Source organism: Ideonella livida (genome assembly GCF_010499455.1).
Taxonomy (GTDB): domain Bacteria; phylum Pseudomonadota; class Gammaproteobacteria; order Burkholderiales; family Burkholderiaceae_C; genus Ideonella; species Ideonella livida.
In genome coordinates this window covers 66,274-87,765 of sequence record NZ_JAAGOH010000017.1, presented here as the reverse complement: position 1 = coordinate 87,765, position 21,492 = coordinate 66,274, and the positions used below count along the sequence as shown (strand labels likewise).

General features: G+C 71.8%; 17 protein-coding genes. 8 read left to right on the top strand and 9 right to left on the bottom strand.

Annotated elements, in window-relative coordinates; translation table 11 throughout:
* Positions 1-34 precede the first annotated feature (34 nt).
* The 5 genes from eda to G3A44_RS14590 all read right to left on the bottom strand — a co-directional run bounded on the left by eda (position 35) and on the right by G3A44_RS14590 (position 5,357).
* Complete coding sequence (gene eda, locus G3A44_RS14610; protein ID WP_163458278.1) at positions 35-658, bottom strand: bifunctional 4-hydroxy-2-oxoglutarate aldolase/2-dehydro-3-deoxy-phosphogluconate aldolase; 624 nt, start codon at positions 656-658, stop codon at positions 35-37.
* A gap of 58 nt (positions 659-716) precedes the next feature.
* Complete coding sequence (edd, locus tag G3A44_RS14605) at positions 717-2,537, bottom strand: phosphogluconate dehydratase (RefSeq protein WP_203561419.1); 1,821 nt, start codon at positions 2,535-2,537, stop codon at positions 717-719.
* Positions 2,538-2,681: 144 nt separating this feature from the next.
* On the bottom strand, positions 2,682-3,323 hold the full coding sequence (ureG, locus tag G3A44_RS14600) for an urease accessory protein UreG (protein WP_163458276.1): 642 nt from the start codon (positions 3,321-3,323) through the stop codon (positions 2,682-2,684).
* A 199-nt stretch (positions 3,324-3,522) separates the two neighbouring features.
* Entirely contained in the window at positions 3,523-4,233 is a 711-nt protein-coding gene (locus tag G3A44_RS14595; protein WP_163458274.1) for an urease accessory protein UreF, read from the bottom strand.
* Positions 4,234-4,319: 86 nt separating this feature from the next.
* Positions 4,320-5,357, bottom strand: a complete 1,038-nt coding sequence (locus tag G3A44_RS14590; RefSeq protein ID WP_163458272.1) for a glycosyltransferase family 9 protein — start codon at positions 5,355-5,357, stop codon at positions 4,320-4,322.
* A gap of 122 nt (positions 5,358-5,479) precedes the next feature.
* Here G3A44_RS14590 and metG point away from each other — a divergent pair, with 122 nt between their 5' ends.
* From metG to G3A44_RS14565, 5 genes are all read left to right on the top strand, one after another.
* The gene (gene metG, locus G3A44_RS14585) at positions 5,480-7,522 is read left to right on the top strand and encodes a methionine--tRNA ligase (RefSeq protein ID WP_163458270.1); all 2,043 of its coding nucleotides are present in this window, start codon (positions 5,480-5,482) and stop codon (positions 7,520-7,522) included.
* A 25-nt stretch (positions 7,523-7,547) separates the two neighbouring features.
* A complete protein-coding gene (locus tag G3A44_RS14580) occupies positions 7,548-8,144 on the top strand; it encodes an ECF-type sigma factor (RefSeq protein ID WP_163458268.1) in 597 nt (198 codons plus the stop codon).
* A gap of 36 nt (positions 8,145-8,180) precedes the next feature.
* Positions 8,181-11,015 carry a serine/threonine-protein kinase gene (locus G3A44_RS14575; RefSeq protein WP_163458266.1) on the top strand — a complete coding sequence of 945 codons (2,835 nt, stop codon included), beginning with the start codon at positions 8,181-8,183 and terminating at the stop codon, positions 11,013-11,015.
* 144 nt (positions 11,016-11,159) lie between these two features.
* Positions 11,160-13,130: a hypothetical protein gene (locus tag G3A44_RS14570; RefSeq protein ID WP_163458264.1), complete on the top strand. Its 1,971-nt coding sequence runs from the start codon at positions 11,160-11,162 to the stop codon at positions 13,128-13,130.
* Positions 13,131-13,393: 263 nt separating this feature from the next.
* Positions 13,394-15,124: a SulP family inorganic anion transporter gene (locus G3A44_RS14565; protein ID WP_203561418.1), complete on the top strand. Its 1,731-nt coding sequence runs from the start codon at positions 13,394-13,396 to the stop codon at positions 15,122-15,124.
* 60 nt (positions 15,125-15,184) lie between these two features.
* Here G3A44_RS14565 and G3A44_RS14560 read toward each other — a convergent pair whose 3' ends face one another.
* Positions 15,185-16,333: a CYTH domain-containing protein gene (locus G3A44_RS14560; protein WP_163458262.1), complete on the bottom strand. Its 1,149-nt coding sequence runs from the start codon at positions 16,331-16,333 to the stop codon at positions 15,185-15,187.
* Positions 16,334-16,448: 115 nt separating this feature from the next.
* Here G3A44_RS14560 and G3A44_RS14555 point away from each other — a divergent pair, with 115 nt between their 5' ends.
* Positions 16,449-16,658: a DUF3460 family protein gene (locus G3A44_RS14555; RefSeq protein WP_163458260.1), complete on the top strand. Its 210-nt coding sequence runs from the start codon at positions 16,449-16,451 to the stop codon at positions 16,656-16,658.
* Between the two features lie 68 nt (positions 16,659-16,726).
* Entirely contained in the window at positions 16,727-17,566 is an 840-nt protein-coding gene (locus G3A44_RS14550) for a segregation and condensation protein A (RefSeq protein WP_375138664.1), read from the top strand.
* Positions 17,567-17,605: 39 nt separating this feature from the next.
* Here G3A44_RS14550 and G3A44_RS14545 read toward each other — a convergent pair whose 3' ends face one another.
* Both G3A44_RS14545 and G3A44_RS14540 read right to left on the bottom strand, forming a co-directional pair.
* Positions 17,606-18,268, bottom strand: a complete 663-nt coding sequence (locus tag G3A44_RS14545; RefSeq protein WP_163458258.1) for a response regulator — start codon at positions 18,266-18,268, stop codon at positions 17,606-17,608.
* A gap of 100 nt (positions 18,269-18,368) precedes the next feature.
* Positions 18,369-18,830: a MaoC family dehydratase gene (locus G3A44_RS14540; RefSeq protein ID WP_163458256.1), complete on the bottom strand. Its 462-nt coding sequence runs from the start codon at positions 18,828-18,830 to the stop codon at positions 18,369-18,371.
* A 123-nt stretch (positions 18,831-18,953) separates the two neighbouring features.
* On the opposite strand from G3A44_RS14540, the gene kefC reads away from it, so the two are divergent.
* Positions 18,954-20,882: a glutathione-regulated potassium-efflux system protein KefC gene (gene kefC, locus G3A44_RS14535; protein ID WP_163458255.1), complete on the top strand. Its 1,929-nt coding sequence runs from the start codon at positions 18,954-18,956 to the stop codon at positions 20,880-20,882.
* A 22-nt stretch (positions 20,883-20,904) separates the two neighbouring features.
* Here kefC and G3A44_RS14530 read toward each other — a convergent pair whose 3' ends face one another.
* Positions 20,905-21,426, bottom strand: coding sequence for a GNAT family N-acetyltransferase (locus G3A44_RS14530; RefSeq protein ID WP_163458254.1), 522 nt, complete (start codon positions 21,424-21,426; stop codon positions 20,905-20,907).
* Positions 21,427-21,492: the final 66 nt, after the last annotated feature.

Below are 21,492 nucleotides of genomic sequence, written 5' to 3'. Positions count from 1 at the left end.
GTGCGCGCCGGGATCGCGCACCGTAAGCCGCGCCTCAGCGGCGCAGCGCGCCGGCCTCGGCGGCCAGCTGGGTGATGCGGGCCCAGTCACCCGACTTCACCGCGTCGGCCGGCGTGAGCCAGGAGCCACCGCAGACCTTCACATTCGGCAGGGCCAGGAAATCCGGGGCCGTGGCCAGGCTGATGCCGCCGGTGGGGCAGAACACCACATCCGGGAACGGTCCGGCCAGGGCCTTGAGCATGGGAATGCCGCCTGCCGCCGTGGCCGGGAAGAACTTCAGGAAGTTCAAACCATCGGCCTGGGCCGCCATCACCTCGCTGGCCGTGGCCACGCCCGGCAGCAGCGGCAGGCCCACCTCGCGGCAGGCTGCGCCCACTTCGGCGGTATAGCCCGGGCTCACGCCGAACACGGCGCCAGCCGCCTTGGCGGCGCGGGCGTCGGCCGCGCTGCGAATGGTGCCGGCGCCCACGATGGCGCCTTCCACCGCGCTCATCGCCTCAATGGCCTTCAGGGCCACCGGGGTGCGCAGCGTCACCTCCAGCACCTTCACGCCGCCGGCCACCAGGGCCTGGGCCAGGGGCACGGCGTCTTCCAGCCGGTCGATCACGATCACGGGGATCACGGGGCCGTGGGTGACGAGGTCAAGGGTGTTGTTCATGTCAGGGGTCGTTGAATCGATCAGGGAATCCGGGGCGAAGCGTCATGCCGGCGCGGCCTCACAGCCAGCTGCAGGCGCCTTCCTCGGCAGTGTTGACATTGCGGCGCAGGCCGGCGAACAGCTCGCGGCCAAAGTCGTGGCCATGCACGGCCGCCTGGGCCTCGCTGCGCTCGCCCAGCGGGCGGGCGGCCCACTCGGCCTCGTCCACCAGCGCCAGCAAGGTGCCGTTGCGGGCATCCAGACGGATGAGGTCGCCGTTCTTCACCTTGGCCAGCGGACCGCCGGCCAGGGCCTCGGGGCTCACATGGATCGCCGCGGGCACATTGCCGGAGGCACCGCTCATGCGGCCATCGGTGACCAGCGCCACCTGGAAGCCCTTGCCCTGCTGCACGGCCAGCGGCGGGGTCAGCTTGTGCAGCTCGGGCATGCCATTGGCCTGCGGACCTTGGAAACGCACCACGGCGATGAAGTCGCGCTCCAGCTCGCCGGCCTTGAAGGCGGCCTGCAGCGCTTCCTGGCTGTCAAACACCAGGGCCGGCGCCTCGATGACGTGGCGGTCTTCCGGCACAGCCGAGACCTTGATGACCGCCCGGCCCAGGTTGCCAGCCAGCAGCTTGAGGCCGCCGGTGGCGGAGAAGGGCTGGGCCACGGTGCGCAGCACCGTGTCGTCACCGGTGGTGGGGGGCAGTGGCTGCCACGCCAACGCACCGGCCGCATCCAGCACCGGGCGCTGGCCATGGGCGGCCATGCCCTCGGCGCTGGCGGTGAGCACGTCGCCGTGCATCAGGCCGGCGTTCACCAGCTCGCGGATCACGAAGCTGGGGCCGCCGGCGGCCTGGAAGTGGTTCACATCGGCCGAGCCGTTGGGGTAGACGCGGGTCAGCAGCGGCACCACACCGGAGAGTTCGGAGAAATCGGTCCAGTCGATCAGGATGCCGGCGGCGCGGGCCACGGCCACCCAGTGGATCAGGTGGTTGGTGGACCCGCCGGTGGCCAGCAGGGCGACCATGGCATTGACGATGCAGCGCTCGTCCACCAGCTCGCCGATGGGCACACCACGCTCGCGCAGTTGCAGCACCCGGCGCACCGCCTCATCGGTCAGCGCGGTGCGCAGCGGATCATGCGGGTGCACAAAGGCCGCCCCGGGCACGTGCAGGCCCATGGCCTCCAGCAGCATTTGGTTGGAGTTGGCGGTGCCGTAGAAGGTGCAGGTGCCAGGGCTGTGGTACGCCGCCTGCTCGGCCTGCAGCAGGGCCTCGCGGCCCACCAGGCCTTGGGCGGCCTGCTCGCGCACCTTGGCCTTGTCCTTGTTCGACAGGCCCGAAGCCATGGGGCCGGCAGGAATGAACAGGGTGGGCAGATGGCCGAAGTGCAGCGCGCCGATCAGCAGGCCCGGCACGATCTTGTCGCAAATGCCCAGCATCAGCGCCGCATCGAACACATCGTGCGACAGCGCGATGGCGGTGGACATGGCGATGGTGTCGCGCGAGAACAGGCTCAGCTCCATGCCGGCGTAGCCCTGGGTCACGCCGTCGCACATGGCCGGCACACCGCCGGCGACCTGCACAGTGGCGCCGAGTTTCAGCGCGGTTTCACGGATCTGCGCGGGATAGCCCTCATACGGCTGGTGGGCCGAGAGCATGTCGTTGTAGGCCGTGACAATGCCAATGTGGGGCGCCTTCTCGGCGACGACCTTGAACTTGTCGCTGCCCGGCAGGCCGGCAAAGGCGTGGGCCACGTTGGCACAGCCCATGCGGTCCACCCCGCGCGTGCGCTGGCGCAGGGCCTGCACACGCTGCAGGTAGGCGCCGCGCTGGCCGGCGCTGCGCTGGCGGATGCGGTCGGTGACGGAGGCGAGGACGGGGTGCAGTGAAGGCATGGCGGGGTGTCCTGCCGGCGGCCGCACAGGGCGCCGGTCGATGTAACTATCGCGCCGATTATGAAGTAATCGGGTTACATGCACAGTACCTTGTCCGTTTCCACCCCATCGGCGTGGCCTTCTTCACGCCACCGGGACGGCGGCTCAGCCCACCAGCAGGCCCTTCTTCTCGATGAAGTCGATCACCTGGTCCAGACCCGACCTGGTCTTCAGGTTGGTCATGACAAAGGGCCGGTTGGGCCGCATGCGGCGGGTGTCGGCTTCCATGATGTCGAGGTTGGCGCCCACATGCGGCGCCAGGTCGGTCTTGTTGATGACGAACAGGTCGCTTTTGGTGATGCCGGGGCCGCCCTTGCGCGGGATCTTTTCGCCGGCGGCCACGTCGATCACGTAGATCGTCAGGTCGCTCAGTTCGGGGCTGAAGGTGGCGGCCAGGTTGTCGCCACCGCTCTCGATGAAGACGATGTCGGCGTCCGGGAACTTCTCCAGCATGCGGTCCACCGCCTCCAGGTTGATGCTGGCGTCCTCGCGGATGGCGGTATGCGGGCAGCCGCCGGTCTCCACCCCCATGATGCGCTCGGGATCCAGCGCGCCGGCCACGGTGAGCAGGCGCTGGTCTTCCTTGGTGTAGATGTCGTTGGTCACCACCACCAGGTCCCAGCGCTGGCGCATGGTCTTGCAGAGCATCTCCACCAGCGTGGTCTTGCCGGAGCCGACGGGGCCGCCCACGCCCACGCGCAGGGGGGGCAGCTTCTTGGTGCGGCGGGTGGGCAGGGGCGTGCTCATGGGCGGGAATCTCCAGTCGGACAGGCAGGAAAGGGATACGGTGAGTGCGGCACGTCAGCAGCTTCCATGCCGCGGGGCGCCACAGCGGTGCATGGCCACCTGCCCCCAGCACCCGCCCGGCCGCACGGATGCACCAAGGCGGGCACCTCCCGATCGGAAGAACCATTTCAGTGCATGGCGCACCAACATGCAGCCACCATCAGGACCGGAACAGCCGCGAGTACTGTTCCTCGTGCCGGGCCGAGAGGATGGCCAGCAGGGGCACAAAGGACTGCCGCTGCCCGGGTGGCTGACGCAGCGCCGCGTCCACCACCTCGGGCAGGACGTCGACCAGGCGGTCCAGGATGCGCTGGCCGGCGCTCTGGCCCAACGGCACCGCCTTGAGGGCGGCCTGCACCAGGTTCTCGCACCAGCCAAAGGCGTGGGTGAGCAGCACCTCGCGCACCGGCGCGCCGGTGTGCAGCGCGGCCAGGGCGAAGGCCACCGGCCAGGTGGGGGCCGGGGTCAGCCCCGCCAGGGCGGCCACCCGGGGGTCCTGCGGCTGGCGCTGGCGCAGCCAGTCGGTCAGGCTGCGGCCCATCTGCTCGGTCTGCTGACGCAGCTCGCTGGTCTCGCGCGTCATCCGCACCCAGTCGTTGAGCGCCTGCACCTCGGCCAGGTCATGGCGCCGCCAGGCCCCCTGGGCCCGGGCCAGCAGGGGCAGATCGGCCCGTCCCAGGGACAGGCGCAGCTGATGCTCTATCCAGGTGGCGGCCTGGGCCTCGTCCTGGACATGGCCGGTGTCCACCGCGGCCTCCAGCACTTCGGAGTAGCTGAAGCCCCCCACCGGCAGGGCGGGCGAGGCCAGCCACATGAGTTGCAGCAGGCTGCGTGCGGCCAACGGGCCAGGGGTGGGACGGCAACGGGGCATGGGGCGCAAGGGTCAGGGAGCCGCTGGCCGGGTCCGCGCGCCGCCGGCCCAGCGCAGCCAGGCAGGACGGGGCGGCGCACCTGGGTTCAAGCAAGCGGCTTGCCGCCAGCGCCGGCCACGGCGGCGGGCCCAGGCAGCAGGCGCTCGGTGGCCGCCAGCACGGCGTCGGCCTCGGGCCATTGGGGCCGCCGGGCGCCCTGCACCAGGTGGGCGCTGGGGCCCCAGGGACGCCACTGCGCCGGGTCTGTCGGTCCGATGACCGTCAGCACCGGCGCACCCACGGCCGCGGCCAGGTGGCCCGGGCCGGTGTCGTTGGCCACCAGCAGGGCGGCCTGGGCCAGCAGCGCGGCGTAGGTGCCCAGGTCCACGCCGTCCAGCAGCACGCAGCCAGGGTAGTCACGCCGGGCGGTCTCGGTCTCGGCGCCAGGACCGGGGCACAGCACCAGGGTGTGGCCGCGGGCCCGCAAGGCCTGGGCAAAGGCCGCAAAACCCGGCCACTCCTTGGAGAGCTTCTGGAAGGTGCCGCCGGCAAAGGGCGCCAGGGCGATGAAGGCCCCGGGCCGCAGGCCATGGGCCTGCATCAGCGCCCGGGCGCGCTCGGGGTGGCGCGGCGCCAGGCGCAGGTCGATGCGCGCAGGCACCGGCTCGTCGCGGCCCAGGGCCGCCTGGGCCAGCGCCCAGTACACCTCCAGCTCATGACGGCCGCGTTGGCGTGGCACGGCTCGCGTGAGAAGGAAACCCCGGCCCTCGTGGTCGTAGCCGATGGGGCGCAGGCCGGCCAGGCGCATTTCCAGCGCACTGGAGAAGGAGAAAGGCAGGCTCAGCGCGTTCACACCGCCGGGCAGCCGCGGCCCCGGCACCCGGGCGCCACCCCGGCGCAGGCGCCAGAGCTGGCGCCACCGGTCCAGACGACCGGCAGGCAGGGGCTCCACCGTCCAGCCCTCCCCTGCCAGCAGCTCCGCGGCCCAGCGCTTGCCCACCAGCACCAGCTCAAAACCCTCAGCCTCCAGGCGCCGCAGGGCGGGCACCCCCAGCACCACGTCGCCGATGAAGTTGCGCAGCCGGATCACCAGGCGCGGACGGGGTGAGCCGGCGGCGGCCGCCGGAAGGGGGGAGGTGGGCATGGAAGGGGCGGTGCGGTGCGCATCATTCTTCACTGGAGGCTTTCCTGTGGGGGCCAACGTGGTGCACCCGGCAGGGGGTGGCACCTAAAATCGGGGATTTTCCGTCTCCCGGTGCTCCCGTCATGACCCGCAAGCTCTTTGTCACCACCGCCCTGCCCTACGCCAATGCACCGTTCCACGTGGGCCACATGATGGAGTACATCCAGGCCGACATCTGGGTGCGGGCACAACGCATGAAGGGCGCCGAGGTCCACTTCGTCTGCGCCGACGACGCCCATGGCGCGCCGATCATGATCGCCGCCGAGAAGGCCGGCAAGACGCCGCAGCAGTTCGTCGGCGAGGTGGCCGCCGGCCGCAAGCAGTACCTCGACGGCTTCCACATCGCCTTTGACAACTGGCACTCCACCGACGGGCCGGAGAACCATGAACTGGCGCAGGACATCTACCGCGCGCTGCGCAAGAACGAGCTGATCAGCGTGAAGTCGATCGAGCAGTTCTTTGATCCCGACAAGGGCATGTTCCTGCCCGACCGCTTCATCAAGGGCGAATGCCCCAAGTGCGGCGCCAAGGATCAGTACGGTGACAACTGCGACGCCTGCGGCGCGGTCTATGCCCCCACCGAGTTGAAGAACCCCTACTCGGCCCTGTCCGGCGCCACCCCGGTGCTTCGCACCTCCGACCACTACTTCTTCAAGCTCTCGGATCCGCGATGCGTCGCCTTCCTGGAGCAGTGGACCCACACCCCGGGCCGGCTGCAGCCCGAGGTGCTCAACAAGATCAAGGAATGGTTCACCACCGATGAGGAAGGCAACGGCGGCCTGGGCGACTGGGACATCAGCCGCGATGCGCCCTACTTCGGCATCGAGATCCCCGACGCGCCGGGCAAGTACTTCTATGTCTGGCTGGACGCGCCCATCGGCTACCTGGCCTCGCTGAAGAATTACTTCGCCAAGACCGGCCGCGACTTCGACGCCTTCTTCGCCGACCCTGCGGTCGAGCAGGTGCACTTCATCGGCAAGGACATCACCTATTTCCACACCCTGTTCTGGCCGGCGATGCTGCACTTCAGCGGCCGCAAGACGCCCGACAAGGTCAATGTGCACGGCTTCATCACCGTCAGCGGCGAGAAGATGAGCAAGAGCCGGGGCACCGGCATCAGCCCGCTGAAGTACCTGGAGCTGGGCCTGAACGCCGAATGGCTGCGCTACTACATCGCCGCCAAGCTCAACGGCCGGGTCGAGGACATCGACTTCAACGCCGAGGACTTCGTCGCCCGGGTCAACAGCGACCTGGTGGGCAAGTTCATCAACATCGCCTCGCGGGCCGCGGGCTTCCTGACCAAGCGCTTCGGTGGCCAGCTCTCGGCCGACCTGGGGGTGGAGGGCAACACCCTGCTGGACGCGCTGCGCGCCCAACGCGCCGCGCTGGAGGCCCTGTTCGAGGAACGTGAGTACGGCAAGGCCTTGCGCGAGATCATGGCCCTGGCCGACAAGGTCAACGAGTACGTGGACGCCCACAAGCCCTGGGAGCTGGCCAAGAAGGAAGGCGCCGACCAGGTGCTGCAGGACGTCTGCTCCACCTGCATCGAAGCCTTCCGCGTGCTGAGCATCTACCTCAAGCCGGTGCTGCCGGCCCTGGTGGCCAAGGTCGAGTCCTTCCTGCAAGTGGCGCCCTTCACCTTCGCCGACGTGGCGCAGCCCCTTGGCGCCCATGTCATCGGCGAGTACAAGCACCTGATGCAGCGCGTGGACCCCAAGGGGCTGGACGCCCTGTTCGAGGCGCCGGCGCCGGCCAAGGTGGTGCCCGGTGGTGAAGACCTGGCCCCCGAAATCAAGATCGACGACTTCACCAAGGTCGACCTGCGTATCGCCCGGATCGTCAAGGCCGAGCAGGTGGACGGCTCCGACAAGCTGCTGCGCCTGACGCTGGACGTGGGCGAAGGCCGCACCCGCAACGTCTTCAGCGGCATCAAGAGCGCCTACAAGCCCGAGGACCTGGAAGGCAAACTCACCGTCATGGTGGCCAACCTCGCTCCGCGCAAGATGAAGTTCGGCGTCTCTGAAGGCATGGTGCTGGCCGCCAGCCACGCCGACGAGAAGGCCCACCCCGGCATCTTCGTGCTGGAGCCCTTCCCCGGTGCCCAGCCCGGCATGCGGGTGCGCTGAGTCCTTTTCCCTGGTCCAGCACGGCATGGACAACGCTGACCGCGGCCATCCGCGCCTTCCCCCGCCCGGGGCAGACACGCTGCTGGTGCGCGCCGGGCAAGGCGACCGCCAGGCCCTGGCCGCCGCCTGGCCGCTGGTCTACGAGGAGCTGCGCAGCGTGGCCGGCCGACTGATGGCCCGCGAACGCCCCGGCCATACCATCACCCCTACGGCCCTCATCCACGAGGCCTGGCTCAAACTCGACAGCCGTCCGGGTGCCTTTGGCGACCGGGCACATTTTTTTGCCCTGGCCAGCCGGGTCATGCGCCATCTGCTGGTGGACCACGCCCACGCCCGGCAGGCCGCCAAACGTGGCGACGGCGACCTGCCCTTGACCCTGTCTGCCGCCGAATTCGTCGGTGACGGCGGCCGTGGCGACCCAGCGGAGGTGCTGGCTGTTCACCAGGCCCTGGAGCGCCTGGCGGCCGAAGACCCGCGCTGCGCCCAGGTCATCGAGCTGCGAGGCTTCGGCGGCCTGGGTCTGGAAGAAATCGCCCAGGTGCTGGGCATCTCGCTGGCCACCGTCAAGCGTGAGTGGGTCTTTGGCCGCGCCTGGATGGCCCGCGCCCTCGGGCAGGGCTGAAAGCCGCTGCCCCCTGTCCCCATCGTCCCTGCCCGCATGCGCCCCTCCCGCGACGCCCTCAAAGCGGCCCTGTACGACCTCTCCGAGATGACCGCGCCAGCGCGGTCGCAGTGGCTGGACCGCTGTGCCCGGGACATGCCCACCCTGCATGAGGCGCTGCTGCCCTACCTGCCGGGCCTGAACGGCCCCACGCTGGGCGCCAGCCAAACGGCGGTGCACCAGGCCGCCATCGCCTCGGCCTCGCAGGCCGGGGCCACCGGCGCTGAGACCCTGACCCCGGGCACCCGGCTGGGCGCCTGGGCGCTGGACGAACCCCTGGGCCGCGGCGGCATGGGCGTCGTGTGGGCAGCGCATCGGGCCGACGGGCACTTTGAGCGGCAGGTCGCCCTCAAGCTGCTGCCGCCCTTATGGGCCGACCCCACGCTGCGCGCCCGCTTCGACCGCGAAACCCAGGTTCTCGCCCGCCTGAGCCACCCCCACATCGCCGCCCTGCTCGACGCCGGTCGCACCGAGGACGGCACCGCCTGGCTGGTGATGGAGCGGGTGGACGGTCTGCCCTTGACCGAGCACGCCCGCCGGCATGCCCTGGGCCTGCGCGCCCGGGTGGCCCTGATGAGCCAGCTGGCCGAGGCCGTGGCCCACGCCCACCGCCACCTGCTGGTGCACCGGGACCTCAAGCCCGCCAACGTGCTGGTCGACGCCCAGGGCCAGGTGCGCCTGCTGGATTTTGGCGTGGCCCGGCTGCTGGACGAAGCCGCCGGTGCCGAGCCCCTGACCCGCGAGGGCAACCCCTTCACCCCCGGCTACGCCAGCCCCGAGCAGATCCGCGGCGAGGCCGTCAGCACCCTGGGCGACGTGTTCTCGCTGGGGGTCATGCTCCACGAGCTGCTGACCGGCCAAAGCCCCTTCCGCGGGCCGAGCGACACCGTGGGCACCGTCATGCAGCGCACCGTGCACGAGGAGGCTCAGCCCCCCTCGCGCCAGCCCGGCGCCTTGCCCGGCATCGACGCCGACCTGGACGCCATCACCTTGCGCGCCTTGGCCAAGCAGCCGCAAGACCGCCTGCCCGGCGCCGACGCCCTGGCCGCCGACCTGCGCGCCTGGCTGTCCGGGCACCCCGTGGCCGCCCGGCTGCCCAGCCCCCTGGAGCGCGCGGGGAAATGGGTGCGGCGCCACCGGCTGCTCAGCGCCACCGCCCTCCTGGGCGTGGCCGGCACCCTGGGCTTTGCCTTCACTTCCGCGCGCAATGCCCAGCAGGCCGACGGCCACCGCGCGGTGGCCGAACAACGCCTGCAGCAGGTGCGGGCCTTCGCCCGGCAGGTGATCCACGACTACAACCGCGAGCTGGAGAAGCTGCCCGGCACCGTCAAGGTGCGCGAGCAGCTGGTGGGCGACGCGCTGCGTTATCTGGATGCCGAGGCCAGCGGCCCCGCCCCCAGTCCCGCCTTCCAACGCGAGTTGGCCCAGGCCTACCTGGCCATTGGCGGCGTGCAAGGCCGCGGCATCGCCGGCCCCGGTCTGGGTCAGTTTGAAGCCGCGGGCCGCAGCTTCGCCCAGGCCGCGAGGCTGCTGCAACCGCTGTGCGGCATGCCCGACACGCCCCCCCAAAACGCTGGCGAGCGGGCCCAGGCCTGCCTGAACCTGGCCCAGGCCGAAGAGGGGCAGGCCCAGGCCAGCGCCCTGCAGGGCCGGCATGACCTGGCCCTGCCCCTGCTGCGCAGCGCCCTCGCGCGCGTGGAGGGCCTGGCACCCGCTGCCGGCCACCAGCCCGACCCCAGCTCCACCCCAGCGGCCGCAGCAAAGGCAGAGCGCGAAACCCTACGGCTCTCGCTGCTTTCCACCCTGGCCAGCCTGGAGAGCCTGGGCGATGGCGCGGCCTGGCAACAAGCCCTGCCGCGAGCCCGGGCCTACCAGGCCGCGGTGAAACAGGCCGCGCAGGACACCACGGCCCCCGCCGCCATCGGCCCTGGCCCCTGGGACATCCAGGCCGGCTTGGCCGCCGACCTGTTGGCCTTTTTACAGGGCGCCCACGGAGAAGACGAGCAGGCCTTGTCCCTCATCGCCCCTGTGGTGGAACGGGCCCGCCCTTGGGCGCGGCCCGAAGAGGCGCTGGAAGCCCGCATCCTGCTGGCCACCAGCGCGCAAACCGAGGGCGAGTTGCGCCTGCAGGCCGGGCAGGTGGGCCCCGGCCTGGCCCGGCTGCGCGAATCCACCGCGCTGGCCACCCAACTGCTGCGGGCCGACCCTGACAACAGCCAGGCCCAGCACGGCCAGCTGATGAGCGTATGGCGCCTGGTACGCGGCCTGCGCCGCAGCGGACAGCCTGCAGAGGCCGTCTCCCTGGCCGGTGCCGTGCGACCGGCAACGTCCGGCGCTGAGCCCCCCGTGCTGCAGGGCCAGCGCCTGCGCCTGGCGACCGAACAGGCCTTGGCCCTGGTGGCCTTGGGCCGTCCACAGCAGGCCCTGCCCCTGGCCAGCCACGCCTTTGACGGCCTGAACGCGCTACTGGGCCCCGCCGCGGCAGATCCCGCCCAAGGCCCTTCGCCCAGGCGGCAGCACCTGGGTCTGGCCCTGGCCGCCCAAGCCTGGGTGCAGGCTGCAGCCCCCGAGGCCCGCCTGGCCAGCGAGGCTGCACGACGCTGGACGCTGGCCGATGCGCAGCTCGGCCGTTGGCTGGAACAAGCCCCGGACGACCTGGAGACCCAGGCACAGCGCTGGCAGCTCTGCCAGCTCGCCCTGGACAGCACGGCCCCCTGGGCCCAGGACCCCAGCCTGCGCGAGCGCGCCCGGGCCGGCCGCGACGCCGCCGCCAGCGCCCTGCGGCGGCGCTGGGCCGACGGCCGCCCCCCACCGATCTGGCGGCAAGGCTGAGCCACGCCCCCCCAGGACAAGGGGGAATGCGGCCGCCGATGAGCCATGCGCCGGCGCGTTCCCGCTCTGGAAACTGAGGCCGCTCTGAGCCCGCTGGTTCCCCCCTGCGGCAGACCCCGTGGCGGCCCAAACCAGGAAACCGCCATGAACCGCTCCCGTCCGCACACCTCGCCCTCCCCTCAGCGTCCAAGCGCCCTGGCTGGCGCCCACCGCCGCCACCCCGCGACCACCTGGCGATGGCTTGCCCCGCTGGCCACCCTCAGCCTGCTGGCCGCCTGTGGTGGTGGTGGCGGCAACAGCGCCGATCCCGTCCCCACACCGACGCCCACGCCAACCCCCACGCCAACCCCCACGCCAACCCCCACGCCTTCCGCCACCGCGCCGGTGAGCAGCACCGGCCCCGACCTGGCGGCGGCGCCCACCGAGCCGGGCTGGAACGTCGCGACCGCAGTGGCCGACGGCAGCGCGGCCGCCACGGGCATGACCCAAGCCGGTGGGCGCCTGGTGGGCTGGGTGGAAGACGGGCAGACCGTGTACCTGCGCCGCGCCAGCCCCACCGGCACCTGGGCCGCCCCGGTGCGTTTTCCCAATCCTTCAGGCCTGCCGGTGAACACGCTGCGCGTGGCCGTGCAGGAGAACGGCCGCGACGTGGCCACCTGGATCCGCGGCTGCCAGCTGGTGGCCAGCCAGTTTGACGGCAGCGCCTGGACCGACCCGGTCGTGCTGGGCGAACGACCGCAGCAGACTGAATGCGCCGGCGGCCTGGACCGCGATGCCCGCTTGGCCATGGCCCCCACCGGGGAGGCCGTAGTCGCCTGGCTGGAAATGACCCAAGACGCCGGCAACACGGTGCGGCGGGTGCGGCACCGCACCCTGAGCGCCGGATCCAACGCCTGGAGCGACATCGGCGACCTGCAGCGCTGGGAGGGCATGACCTCCAGCTACGTGGCCCTGGAGGCCGCCACCAGCCGCAGCGGCCCCGTGGTGGCCCTGGCCACCCTGGACCGAGACACCCCGGTGCTGACCCTGCTGCGGCCCGGGCACGAGGCCGAAGCCGTATGGCGCGGCGGCACCGGCCTGAGCCAGCTCAGCCTGGACACCAGCCTCGGCGGCGCCGTGGCCATGGCGTGGCGCAGCGATGACTTCCATGTGATGGCCGCATGGCGCACCGCCGGCGGCGCCTGGCAGACCGCCTACATGAACCGCAATCCGGACATCGAGGCCCCCGATGACCGCACCAACAGCGCCGAACCTCAGGTGCGCTTTGGCGGCAACGGCCAGGCCACACTGGCCTGGCACCAGTGGGACGGCACCGACAACAGCCTGTACGCCGCCCGTTGGGACGGCGCCGCGGACACCGGCTTTGCCGGACGGCAGGTCATCGAGGAGATCACCGACGCCGGCGCCAGCGGCGCGCAGCTGAGCGTCAATGCCACAGGCGAGGCGCTGGTGGTCTTCACCGTGCGCGCGGGCGACAGCGTGCAGACCTGGGCCAACGCCCATGTGCACGGCGGCTGGCTGCGCGCCGAGGCCCTGGACGGCACGGGCTTGCCGGTGGCCGCGCACCTGCACGATGACAACACCACCCGACTGCTGCAGGCCGACGGCAGCCCCGCCCGGCCTGCATGGCGCAGCGGGCGCACCCCCGCCCAGCGCACGGACGCCACCACCCTGCAGGCCGTGGCGGCCCAGCTTCAAGGCGAATGGCTGAGCGACTGCCGCAACGGCGAGCGCTGGACGGCCAGCATGACCCCCACCAAGGGCGGCCTGTCGCGCACCGGTCGCAGCCGGGCCCTGCGCGACACCGCCCCGGTGATGCCGGCCCTGAGCATCAGCCGCGCGCGCTACCAGTACGACGACGCCACCTGCACCGGCGCGCCGCGCCTGCTGGGCAGCTACGACGCCTTCACCGTCCAGCTGGTCTCCCAAAGCCGTGACCCCCTGGGCCGCCTTTACACCGCCGTCAGCTGGGGCAGTGGCGAGAGTGTGAGTCGCGACAACTGGCTGCTGCAGGGCAGCGGGGATGGCCGCACGCTCACAGGCCAGCTGTTTGAGAGCTTCACCCTCTCGCCTGGGGTGCTGGACGCCCCGGAACCTGCCCCCGCGCGGCGCTGAGGCCCACGCCCGGCCGTCTGCCCCCTGTTGAAGGGGCGGCCCCGGCCGGGCCACACCCCTGCAGGGCTTCGGCAGCGCACGGCCCGGACGCACAATCGGACCATGCCCTGCGCCCCCTGCCGCGCCTTGCCGCGCGCCGACCGCTCCCGCCCCCTGGTGCAGGGGCTGTCGCGCCGGCGCCGCTTCCTGGCGCGGGGGCATCACTGTGGCCCTCCAGGCTGGCACACGACCTGCTCACCCTGTCGTCAGCCCCCGGAGCCCGCATGTCACTGGCCTTTCTCCGCACCCACCCTTTCCGTCCCCGGCTGATCGCCGACCTGCGCGGCTACGGCCGCGCCCGCCTCGCCCAGGATCTGGGCGCTGGCCTGACGGTGGGCATCGTCGCCCTGCCGCTGGCCATGGCCTTTGCCATCGCCTCGGGCGTCAAGCCCGAGCAGGGCCTGTTCACCGCCATCATCGCGGGGCTGATCATCTCCGCCCTGGGTGGCTCCAGCGTGCAGATCGGTGGGCCGGCCGGGGCCTTCATCGTCGTGGTGTACGGCATCGTCGAGCGCTACGGTCTGGCCAACCTGCTCATCGCCACCTCACTGGCTGGCGTGCTGCTGTTCCTCATGGGGTGGCTGCGGTTGGGCGCCCTGGTGCGCTACATCCCGGTGAGCATCGTCATCGGCTTCACCAACGGCATCGCAGTCCTCATCGGCCTGAGCCAGGCCAAGGACCTGCTGGGCCTGCAGATCGACAAGCTGCCAGCCGACTTCTTCAGCCAGCTCGCCACCCTGGGGCGCCACCTGCACAGCTTCAACCCCTGGGCCTTTGCGCTAGGCCTGGCCTGCCTGGCCGTGGTGGTGGTCTGGCCCAAGAGCTACACCATGCCCACCCAGCCCGCCACCTGGCGCGACCACGCGCGCCGCTGGGCCAGCCGGGTGCCGGGCACGGTGGTGGCCCTGGTGGGCGCCACGGTGGTGGCGCGGCTGCTGTCATTGCCGGTGGAGACCATCAGCAGCCGCTTTGGCGGCATCCCGCAGACCCTGCCCACCTTCACCCTGCCCGAGTTCACCTGGACCACCGCCAAGCAGCTGCTCATGCCCACGCTCACCATCGCGCTGCTGGGGGCCATCGAGTCCCTGCTGTGCGCCCGCGTGGCCGACCAGATGAGCGGCCGCCCCCGCCACGACCCCAACCAGGAACTGATGGCCCAGGGCGTGGCCAATCTGGTGACGCCGTTCTTTGGTGGCATACCGGCCACCGGCACCATCGCCCGCACCGTGACCAATGTGCGCGCCGGCGCCACCAGCCCGGTGGCCGGCGTGGTGCACGCGCTGACCCTGCTGCTGGTGGTGCTGGCCGCCGCACCATTGGCCGAGCATGTGCCGCTGGCGGCGCTGGCGGGCATCCTGCTGTTCGTGGCCTGGAACATGGGCGAATGGCGCGAGTTCGCCCGGCTGCGCCACTTTCTGCTGCCCTACCGCACCGTCCTGCTGGGCACCTTCGTGCTGACCGTGGTGTTCGACTTGACGGTGGCGGTGGAGATGGGCCTGCTGGGCGCTTGCGCCTTCTTCATCTGGCGCATGGGCTCGCTGTTCCGCGTCTCGGCCCTGCCGGCGGAGGGCCTGCCGCCCGGAGCGGCGGTGTTCGAGCTGTACGGCTCGCTGTTCTTTGGCGCCGTGGGCCCCATGGAGGCGCTGCCCGCCCAGGTGCCCGAAGGCACGCGGACCGTGGTGCTGGAAATGAGCAAACTCATCTCCATGGACACCTCCGGGCTGGATGCGCTGGAGAGCCTGCACACCGAGTTGGACCGGCGCGGTGTGGCGCTGGTGCTGGCCAGCGTCAACGCCCAGCCACTGGGCCTGATGCGGCGCGCCGGCTTTGAGACCCGCCTGGGCCCGGAGGCCATCGTGCCGGGCGTGGACGCCCTGCGCGCTACGCCCCCCACACCAGCCGCATCCGGCAGCCCCCCCGCCGAATGGGTCGGCCCCGGGGCCGGCCGGCACTGAACCCGGCACTGCGCCCGGCACGGTGCCGGCCGCACCGTCGGTGCCCCGCGCCGTGGGTGCTCAGCCCGTGGCCAGCCAGCCCAGGGTACGCAGCAGGGGCGCCTGCAGCGCAGGCGAGCGGGCCACACGGCCAGCGGCCTGCGCCGCTTGGGCGCTGTCGGGCGCCATCGCGTCCAGCGGGCCCAGCTGGGCCATCAGGGCCTCGGCCCAGGCCGGGTCCAGCCCGGGTGCGGGCGGCAGGTTCCAGCCCAGCAAGGCGGGCTCGGCCGCCTGGGCCAGCGCCTGATGCAGCGCACCCAGGCCGCGGTGCCAGTGGCGCACATGGGCCGGCAGCAGGCCCCCACCCGGCGCCGCGGCCAGGGGGTCGGCCACCAGGCTGTGCAGGCCCAGCAGGGGGTTGAGCACCTGGCGCACCGCCTGGCGCAGGGCGGCATGGCCACCCGCTGCCAGGGCGTCGGCGTCGGTCGGGTCCGGCCCGCCGCTGCGCCACTGGGGCAGCGGCACCGCCTGCGGCGCCGGCAGGCCCAGACCACGCGAAAGCCGCTCGCCACGCTCTGCCTTGCTGCGGGTGTCCAGCCACAGGCCAAAGGGCGCGCAGGCTTGCACCACCGCCTCCACCAGGGCCGACACCGGCCCGGCCAGCAACTCGAACTCCAACTCCAGCAACGGCTCCCGGTGGCTGCCGGCGCGCACCTCGCCCTCGTCCAGCGCCAGCTCGATGCAGGTCCCCGCCGGGGCGTCAGGCGGCGTCCAGGCCAGACACAGCCGGGTGATGTCGGTCTCGAAGGTGGGGGCCAGGTCCAGCGTATCGCCCCGGGCGGCACGAAGGTCAAAGTCGGCCGGGCTCAGGCCCAGGGCCGCCGCCAGTGCAGCCGCCGCCGGGGTGCCGGCATGGCGGTCAAGCCGCAGCGGTGGCAGGGCCTCGGCCTTCCCGGCGGCACCGGGCACGGGCGCGTTGTGCTCCAGGCGCTGCAAGGTGGTGGGGCCCAGCGCCTTGAGGGTCTGCACCCAGCCCGCAGGCTCGCGGCGCAAGCGCAGGGCGGCCCGCGCCGCCGCCAGCGCCCGCCCGGGCGTGTCCACATAGGCGGCCTGCAGACGCTGGGTCTGCGGACCAGGCTGCCCCTGGGCGCGCGCCCAGTCGTCCAGGGCCTGTCGCAGCGCGGGCAGCTGCGCCGGTGAAAAACGGCACTTGAGTTCGATCTCCTGCATGGCTGGCATGGTAACCAGCCCCTCGGCGCCTCCCTGCCCGAAAGGCGGGCGACTTAGAATGCCGGGTTGTCCCGGAGGCTGCGCCCCGGCCCTCATTTCCCACCTGCCACGCACCATGCCGCTGTTCTGGAAGCCCTACAAGTCCGAAGTCACCCAGTTCATCGACGAGCTCAAGGCCAAGAAGCCCACGCTGGAAGCCGAGCAGCGCGCCGGCCGCGAACTGCTGTGGGACCGCCCCCAGGACCGTGAGGCCGCCACCGCCCACCAGGCCGCCCGCGTGCCGCAGCAGGCCTACGTCTACTTCAGCCACAGCAAGACCAAGTGAGCGTGTCGGCCACGCCGCCGGACGCGCCGCCCGCGCCCGGCGCCGAGGGCCCTGCTCCGGCGGCGCCGGTGCCCACCGAGCTGCCGCCCCCGGCCACCCCGGACCCCACCGCGCCCGAGGCGGTGGACGCGGTCGCGGTGGCCCGCCTCTACGGCGAACCTCTCTTCGCCCTGCCCCAGGACCTGTACATCCCGCCGGATGCGCTGCGGGTGTTCCTGGAAGCCTTCCAGGGGCCGCTGGACCTGCTGCTCTACCTGATCCGCAAGCAGAACTTCAACATCCTGGACATCCCGATGGCGGATGTGACGCGCCAGTACCTGAAGTACGTGGAGCAGATCCGCAAGACCAATCTGGAGCTGGCCGCGGAGTACCTGCTGATGGCCGCGATGCTCATCGAGATCAAGTCGCGCATGCTGCTGCCGCCCAAGCCCAGCGAGGACGGCCAGGAGCCCGAGGACCCGCGCGCCGAGCTGGTGCGTCGCCTGCTGGAGTACGAGCAGATGAAACTGGCCGCCCTGCGGCTGGACGAGCTGCCCGTGATGGGCCGCGACCTGCTGCGGGCCCAGGTGGCCATGGAGCAGTCCCTGGTGGCGCGCCTGCCCGAGGTGTCGGTGGACGACTTGCGCGGCGCCTGGGCCGACATCCTGCGCCGCGCCAAGCTGCACCAGCACCACCGCATCAGCCGAGAGCAACTCTCGGTACGCGAGTACATGGGCCACCTGCTGCGCCGCCTGCAGGGCGTGCGTTACCTGCCCTTCGAGGAGCTGTTCGACGTCAGCCGCGGCACCGCGGTGGTGGTGGTGACCTTCATCGCCATGCTGGAGCTGACGCGCGAGCGGCTGCTGGAGGTGACGCAAGCCGAGGCCTACGCGCCCATCTTCGTGCGGCTGGCCTACACGCCGGCCTGAGCTTGGCGCGCCACACCACCCGGCGCCACGTGCAAGCGCTCAGCGCGTGGCCATGCGGCGGCGCTTCTGCAGCTCGGCCACCGCCAGCACCGCCTGGGTGCGGGTGTTCACCCCCAGGGCGCGCAGCACGGCCGCCACATGGTCCTTGATGGTCTCCACCGAGAGGTTCATCCGACGGGCGATCTCCTTGTTGGGCTTGCCCTGCAGCAGCATGTGCAGCACATCGGACTGCCGCGGGGTGATGCCCAGGTCCTGGAAATCGGTCAGCGTCTGGTAGCGGGCATCGTCCACGGTGCCGTCGGCCAGTACCTCGGGCTGGGTGGGGGGCACGTAGATCCCCCCTGTCAGGATGACCCGCAGCGCGTCGGACAGCGCCTCGGTGGTCAGGCGCTTGGGCAGGTAACCCATGGCCCCCAGGTCCAGCGACTGCATCACGTCACCGGGCCGCTCGGCATCGGAGACCACCACCAGGGTCACCAGCGGGTGCTCGGTGCGCAGCTCGCGCAGGAAGCCGAAGCCCTCGGCATCGGGCAACTCCAGGTCCACCATCATCAGGTCGGCCATCGGGTTGTGCATCAAGGCCTCGCGAAGCGCCCGGGCCGAGCCCACCGCCACCACCTGCGCCTCGGGCTGGATCTGCCGCACCATGGTCTGGAGCGCCCAGAGGATCAGCGGGTGGTCGTCGACGATCAGGACTTGCATGGCAGCGCGCGCAAGGCGGCAGGGCGACCGGACATCCGGCCGGCTGCGAGTATAGGAAGCTCCCCCTCACGGAGGAGCGGCGGACCCGGCCGCCGCGGGTTCAGACGTACTGGCGCACCACCGCCTCGGCCACGCACACCGGCTTGTCAAAACCTTCACGCTCCATGATGACCTCCACCGTCAGCTGCGCGCCACCGGGCAGGGGGTCGTAGGCCTGCAGGGTGAAATGGCCGCGCAGGCGGCTGTCCACCGGCACCGGGGCCGGAAAGCGCACCCGGTTCAGACCGTAGTTCACGCCCATGCGCACATCGGCAATGCGCAGCCCGCTCTCGAACATCAACGGCAGCAGCGACAAGGTGAGAAAGCCGTGCGCCACGGTGGTCTTGAACGGGCCGTCGGCCGCGCGCCGCGGGTCGGTGTGGATCCACTGGTGGTCGCCAGTGGCATCGGCAAACTGCTGGATGCGCGTCTGGTCGATGGGAATCCAGTCGCTGCAGCCCAGGGGCTGACCCACGCGGTGGGCCAGATCAGAGAGGTGGGCGAAGGCCAGGGCCAGGCTCATGCGGCATGCTCCAGAGTCAGGGGACGGTCCGGCCAGGACCGGCGCGGGGTATGGTAGCGGGCGGCGCCATGCCCCTGCTGCGGACGAACCCCCGCCCCCTCTCCCCGTCTCGCCCCTGCCCCCATGAGTCCCAGCCCCCTGCAGCACGACTGGCTGCACACCAGCCTGATCTATCTGGCCGCCGCCGTGGTGGCCGTGCCGCTGGCCCGCTGGGCCGGCCTGGGCGCGGTGCTGGGCTACCTGGCCGCCGGGGTGGCCTTGGGCCCCTGGGGCCTGGGCCTGGTGGTGCACAGCCACGACATGCTGCACTTCGCCGAGTTCGGGGTGGTGCTGATGCTCTTCCTGGTGGGGCTGGAGCTGGAGCCCCACCGGCTGTGGGCGCTGCGCCGGCCCATCTTCGGCTGGGGTGGCCTGCAACTGCTGGGCAGCACCGCCCTGCTCTGGGGCGCCCTGCGCCTGGGTGGCATGGCCGGCAAGCCAGCGCTGGCGGTGGCGCTGGGCCTGGCCATGTCCTCCACCGCCATCGGGCTGGCGGTGCTGCGCGAACGCAACCTCTCGGCCACCGGCGCCGGCCGCAACGTGCTCAGCGTCATGCTGCTGCAGGACATTGCCGCCATCCCCATCCTGGCCCTGCTGCCGCTGCTGGGCGCCGGCCTCGACAGCGACGAGGCCAGCTGGAGCCACCTGCTGCGCGCCGTGGGCATGGTGCTGGCCATCGTGGTGGGAGGCCGCCTGCTGCTGCGCCCGGCGCTGCGCTGGATCGCCCGCAGCGGCACGCCCGAGGTCTTCACCGCCGCCGCGCTGCTGCTGGTGGTGGCCACGGCCGCGCTGATGCGCGCGGTGGACCTGTCCATGGCCCTGGGGGCGTTTCTGGCGGGCGTGCTGCTGGCCGAGAGCGAGTACCGCCACCAGCTGGAAACCGACCTGGAGCCCTTCAAGGGCCTGCTGCTGGGCCTGTTCTTCATGGCCGTGGGCATGGGCATCGACTTTGCCGTGGTCATGGGTAAGCCGTGGGTGGTGCTGGCCGGGGTGCTCACGGTGCTGGGCCTGAAAGCCCTGCTGCTGTGGGGCATGGCACGGGGCATGGGCATTGCCCCGGGGGAGCGGGCCGTCTTCACCCTGCTGCTGGCGCAAGGCGGGGAGTTTGGCTTCGTGGTGTTCCAGGCGGCGGCGCAGGAGCGTGCGGTCAGCGCCAGCACCGCCTCGCTGGCGACCGCCGTCGTCACCCTGACCATGGCCCTGACCCCGCTGCTGCTGCTGGTGGCCGAGCGGCTCAACCGCCGCCTGGCCGGTCCGGCCGCCGCGCCGGGCAACGATCCCACGCAGGACCTGGAGCCCCAGGCGCCGGTGCTGATCGCCGGCTTTGGCCGCTACGGCCAGATCGTGGGCCGCCTGCTCTATGCCGCCGGCTACACCGCCACGGTGCTGGAGCACGACGCCGACCAGGTGGCCACCATCCGCCGCTTCGGCTGGCGGGTGTTCTGGGGCGATGCCACCCGGCTGGACCTGCTGCGCACCGCCGGCGCCGCGCAAGCGCAGGTGCTGGTCGTGGCGGTGGACGACATGGGGCAGAGCCTGCGCATCGTGGACCTGGCGCAGGCGCACTTTCCCCACCTGCGTCTGGTGGTGCGAGCCCGCAATGTGCAGCACTGGCACGAGCTGCGCCGCCGTGGCGTGGAACACCTAGAGCGCGAGACCTTCAACGCCTCGCTGGCCAGCGGCCGCAGCGTGCTCACCCTGCTGGGCCTGCCGCAGGAGCGGGCGCGGGCACTGGCCGGCCGCTTCCGCCAGCACAACCAGCGCCAGCTGGAGGCCATGACGCCGCACTACCACGACGAAGATCGCCTGCTGGCCCTGAGCAAAGCGGGCCGCCAGCAGCTGGAGGCCCTGTTCGCGGCCGAACGCGCGCTCTACGAGAAAGCGCCCAATCCGGCCGGCTGGGCCGGCCGGGAACTGGCCCAGCCACAACGCGAGGCCCAAGGCGCCGGGCACCGCAGCGGCGGGCGCCCACCGCGCCCCACGCGTCCCACGCGCTCCGGACGCCGCCGCTGAGGCCGCCGCGGAGGTCGCACCGTCAGCCCCGCGGGGGCGCCAGGCGCGCCAATGCCGGGCCGGTCACCCGGCAGATGCGCCAGTCGGGCATCACCACCGCCCCCATGCGCTGGTAGAAGTCGATCGCCGGCTGGTTCCAGTCCAGCACGCTCCATTCAAAACGGCCGCAGCCGCGCTGCACCGCCAGCCCCGCCACATGGCGCAGCAGCGAGGCGCCCACCCCGGCGCCGCGCCAAGCCGGCTGCACATACAAATCCTCCAGGTACAGCCCCGGCTGGCCCAGGAAGGTGGAGAAGTTGGTGAAGAACAGCGCCATGCCCACCACCGCCGGCCCCGCCTGGGCCACCACACATTCAGCCACCGGGCGCGGACCGAACAGGTGCTGCTGCAGCCGCTGCGGCGTGACCTGCAGCAGGTGGGTGAGCGACTCATACGCCGCCAGCTCGGTGATCAGGCCGATCAGGGCCGGCACATCGTCGGCCGTGGCGGCGCGCAGCAAGACGGGATCGGCCGCAGCCGGCGGGGGCGTGAGGGGTGCATTCATGCCGCCGCATTGTGCGAGTGCGCAGGGTCGCCATGAAACTCCCATGACGCCCCCACGACAGCGCCG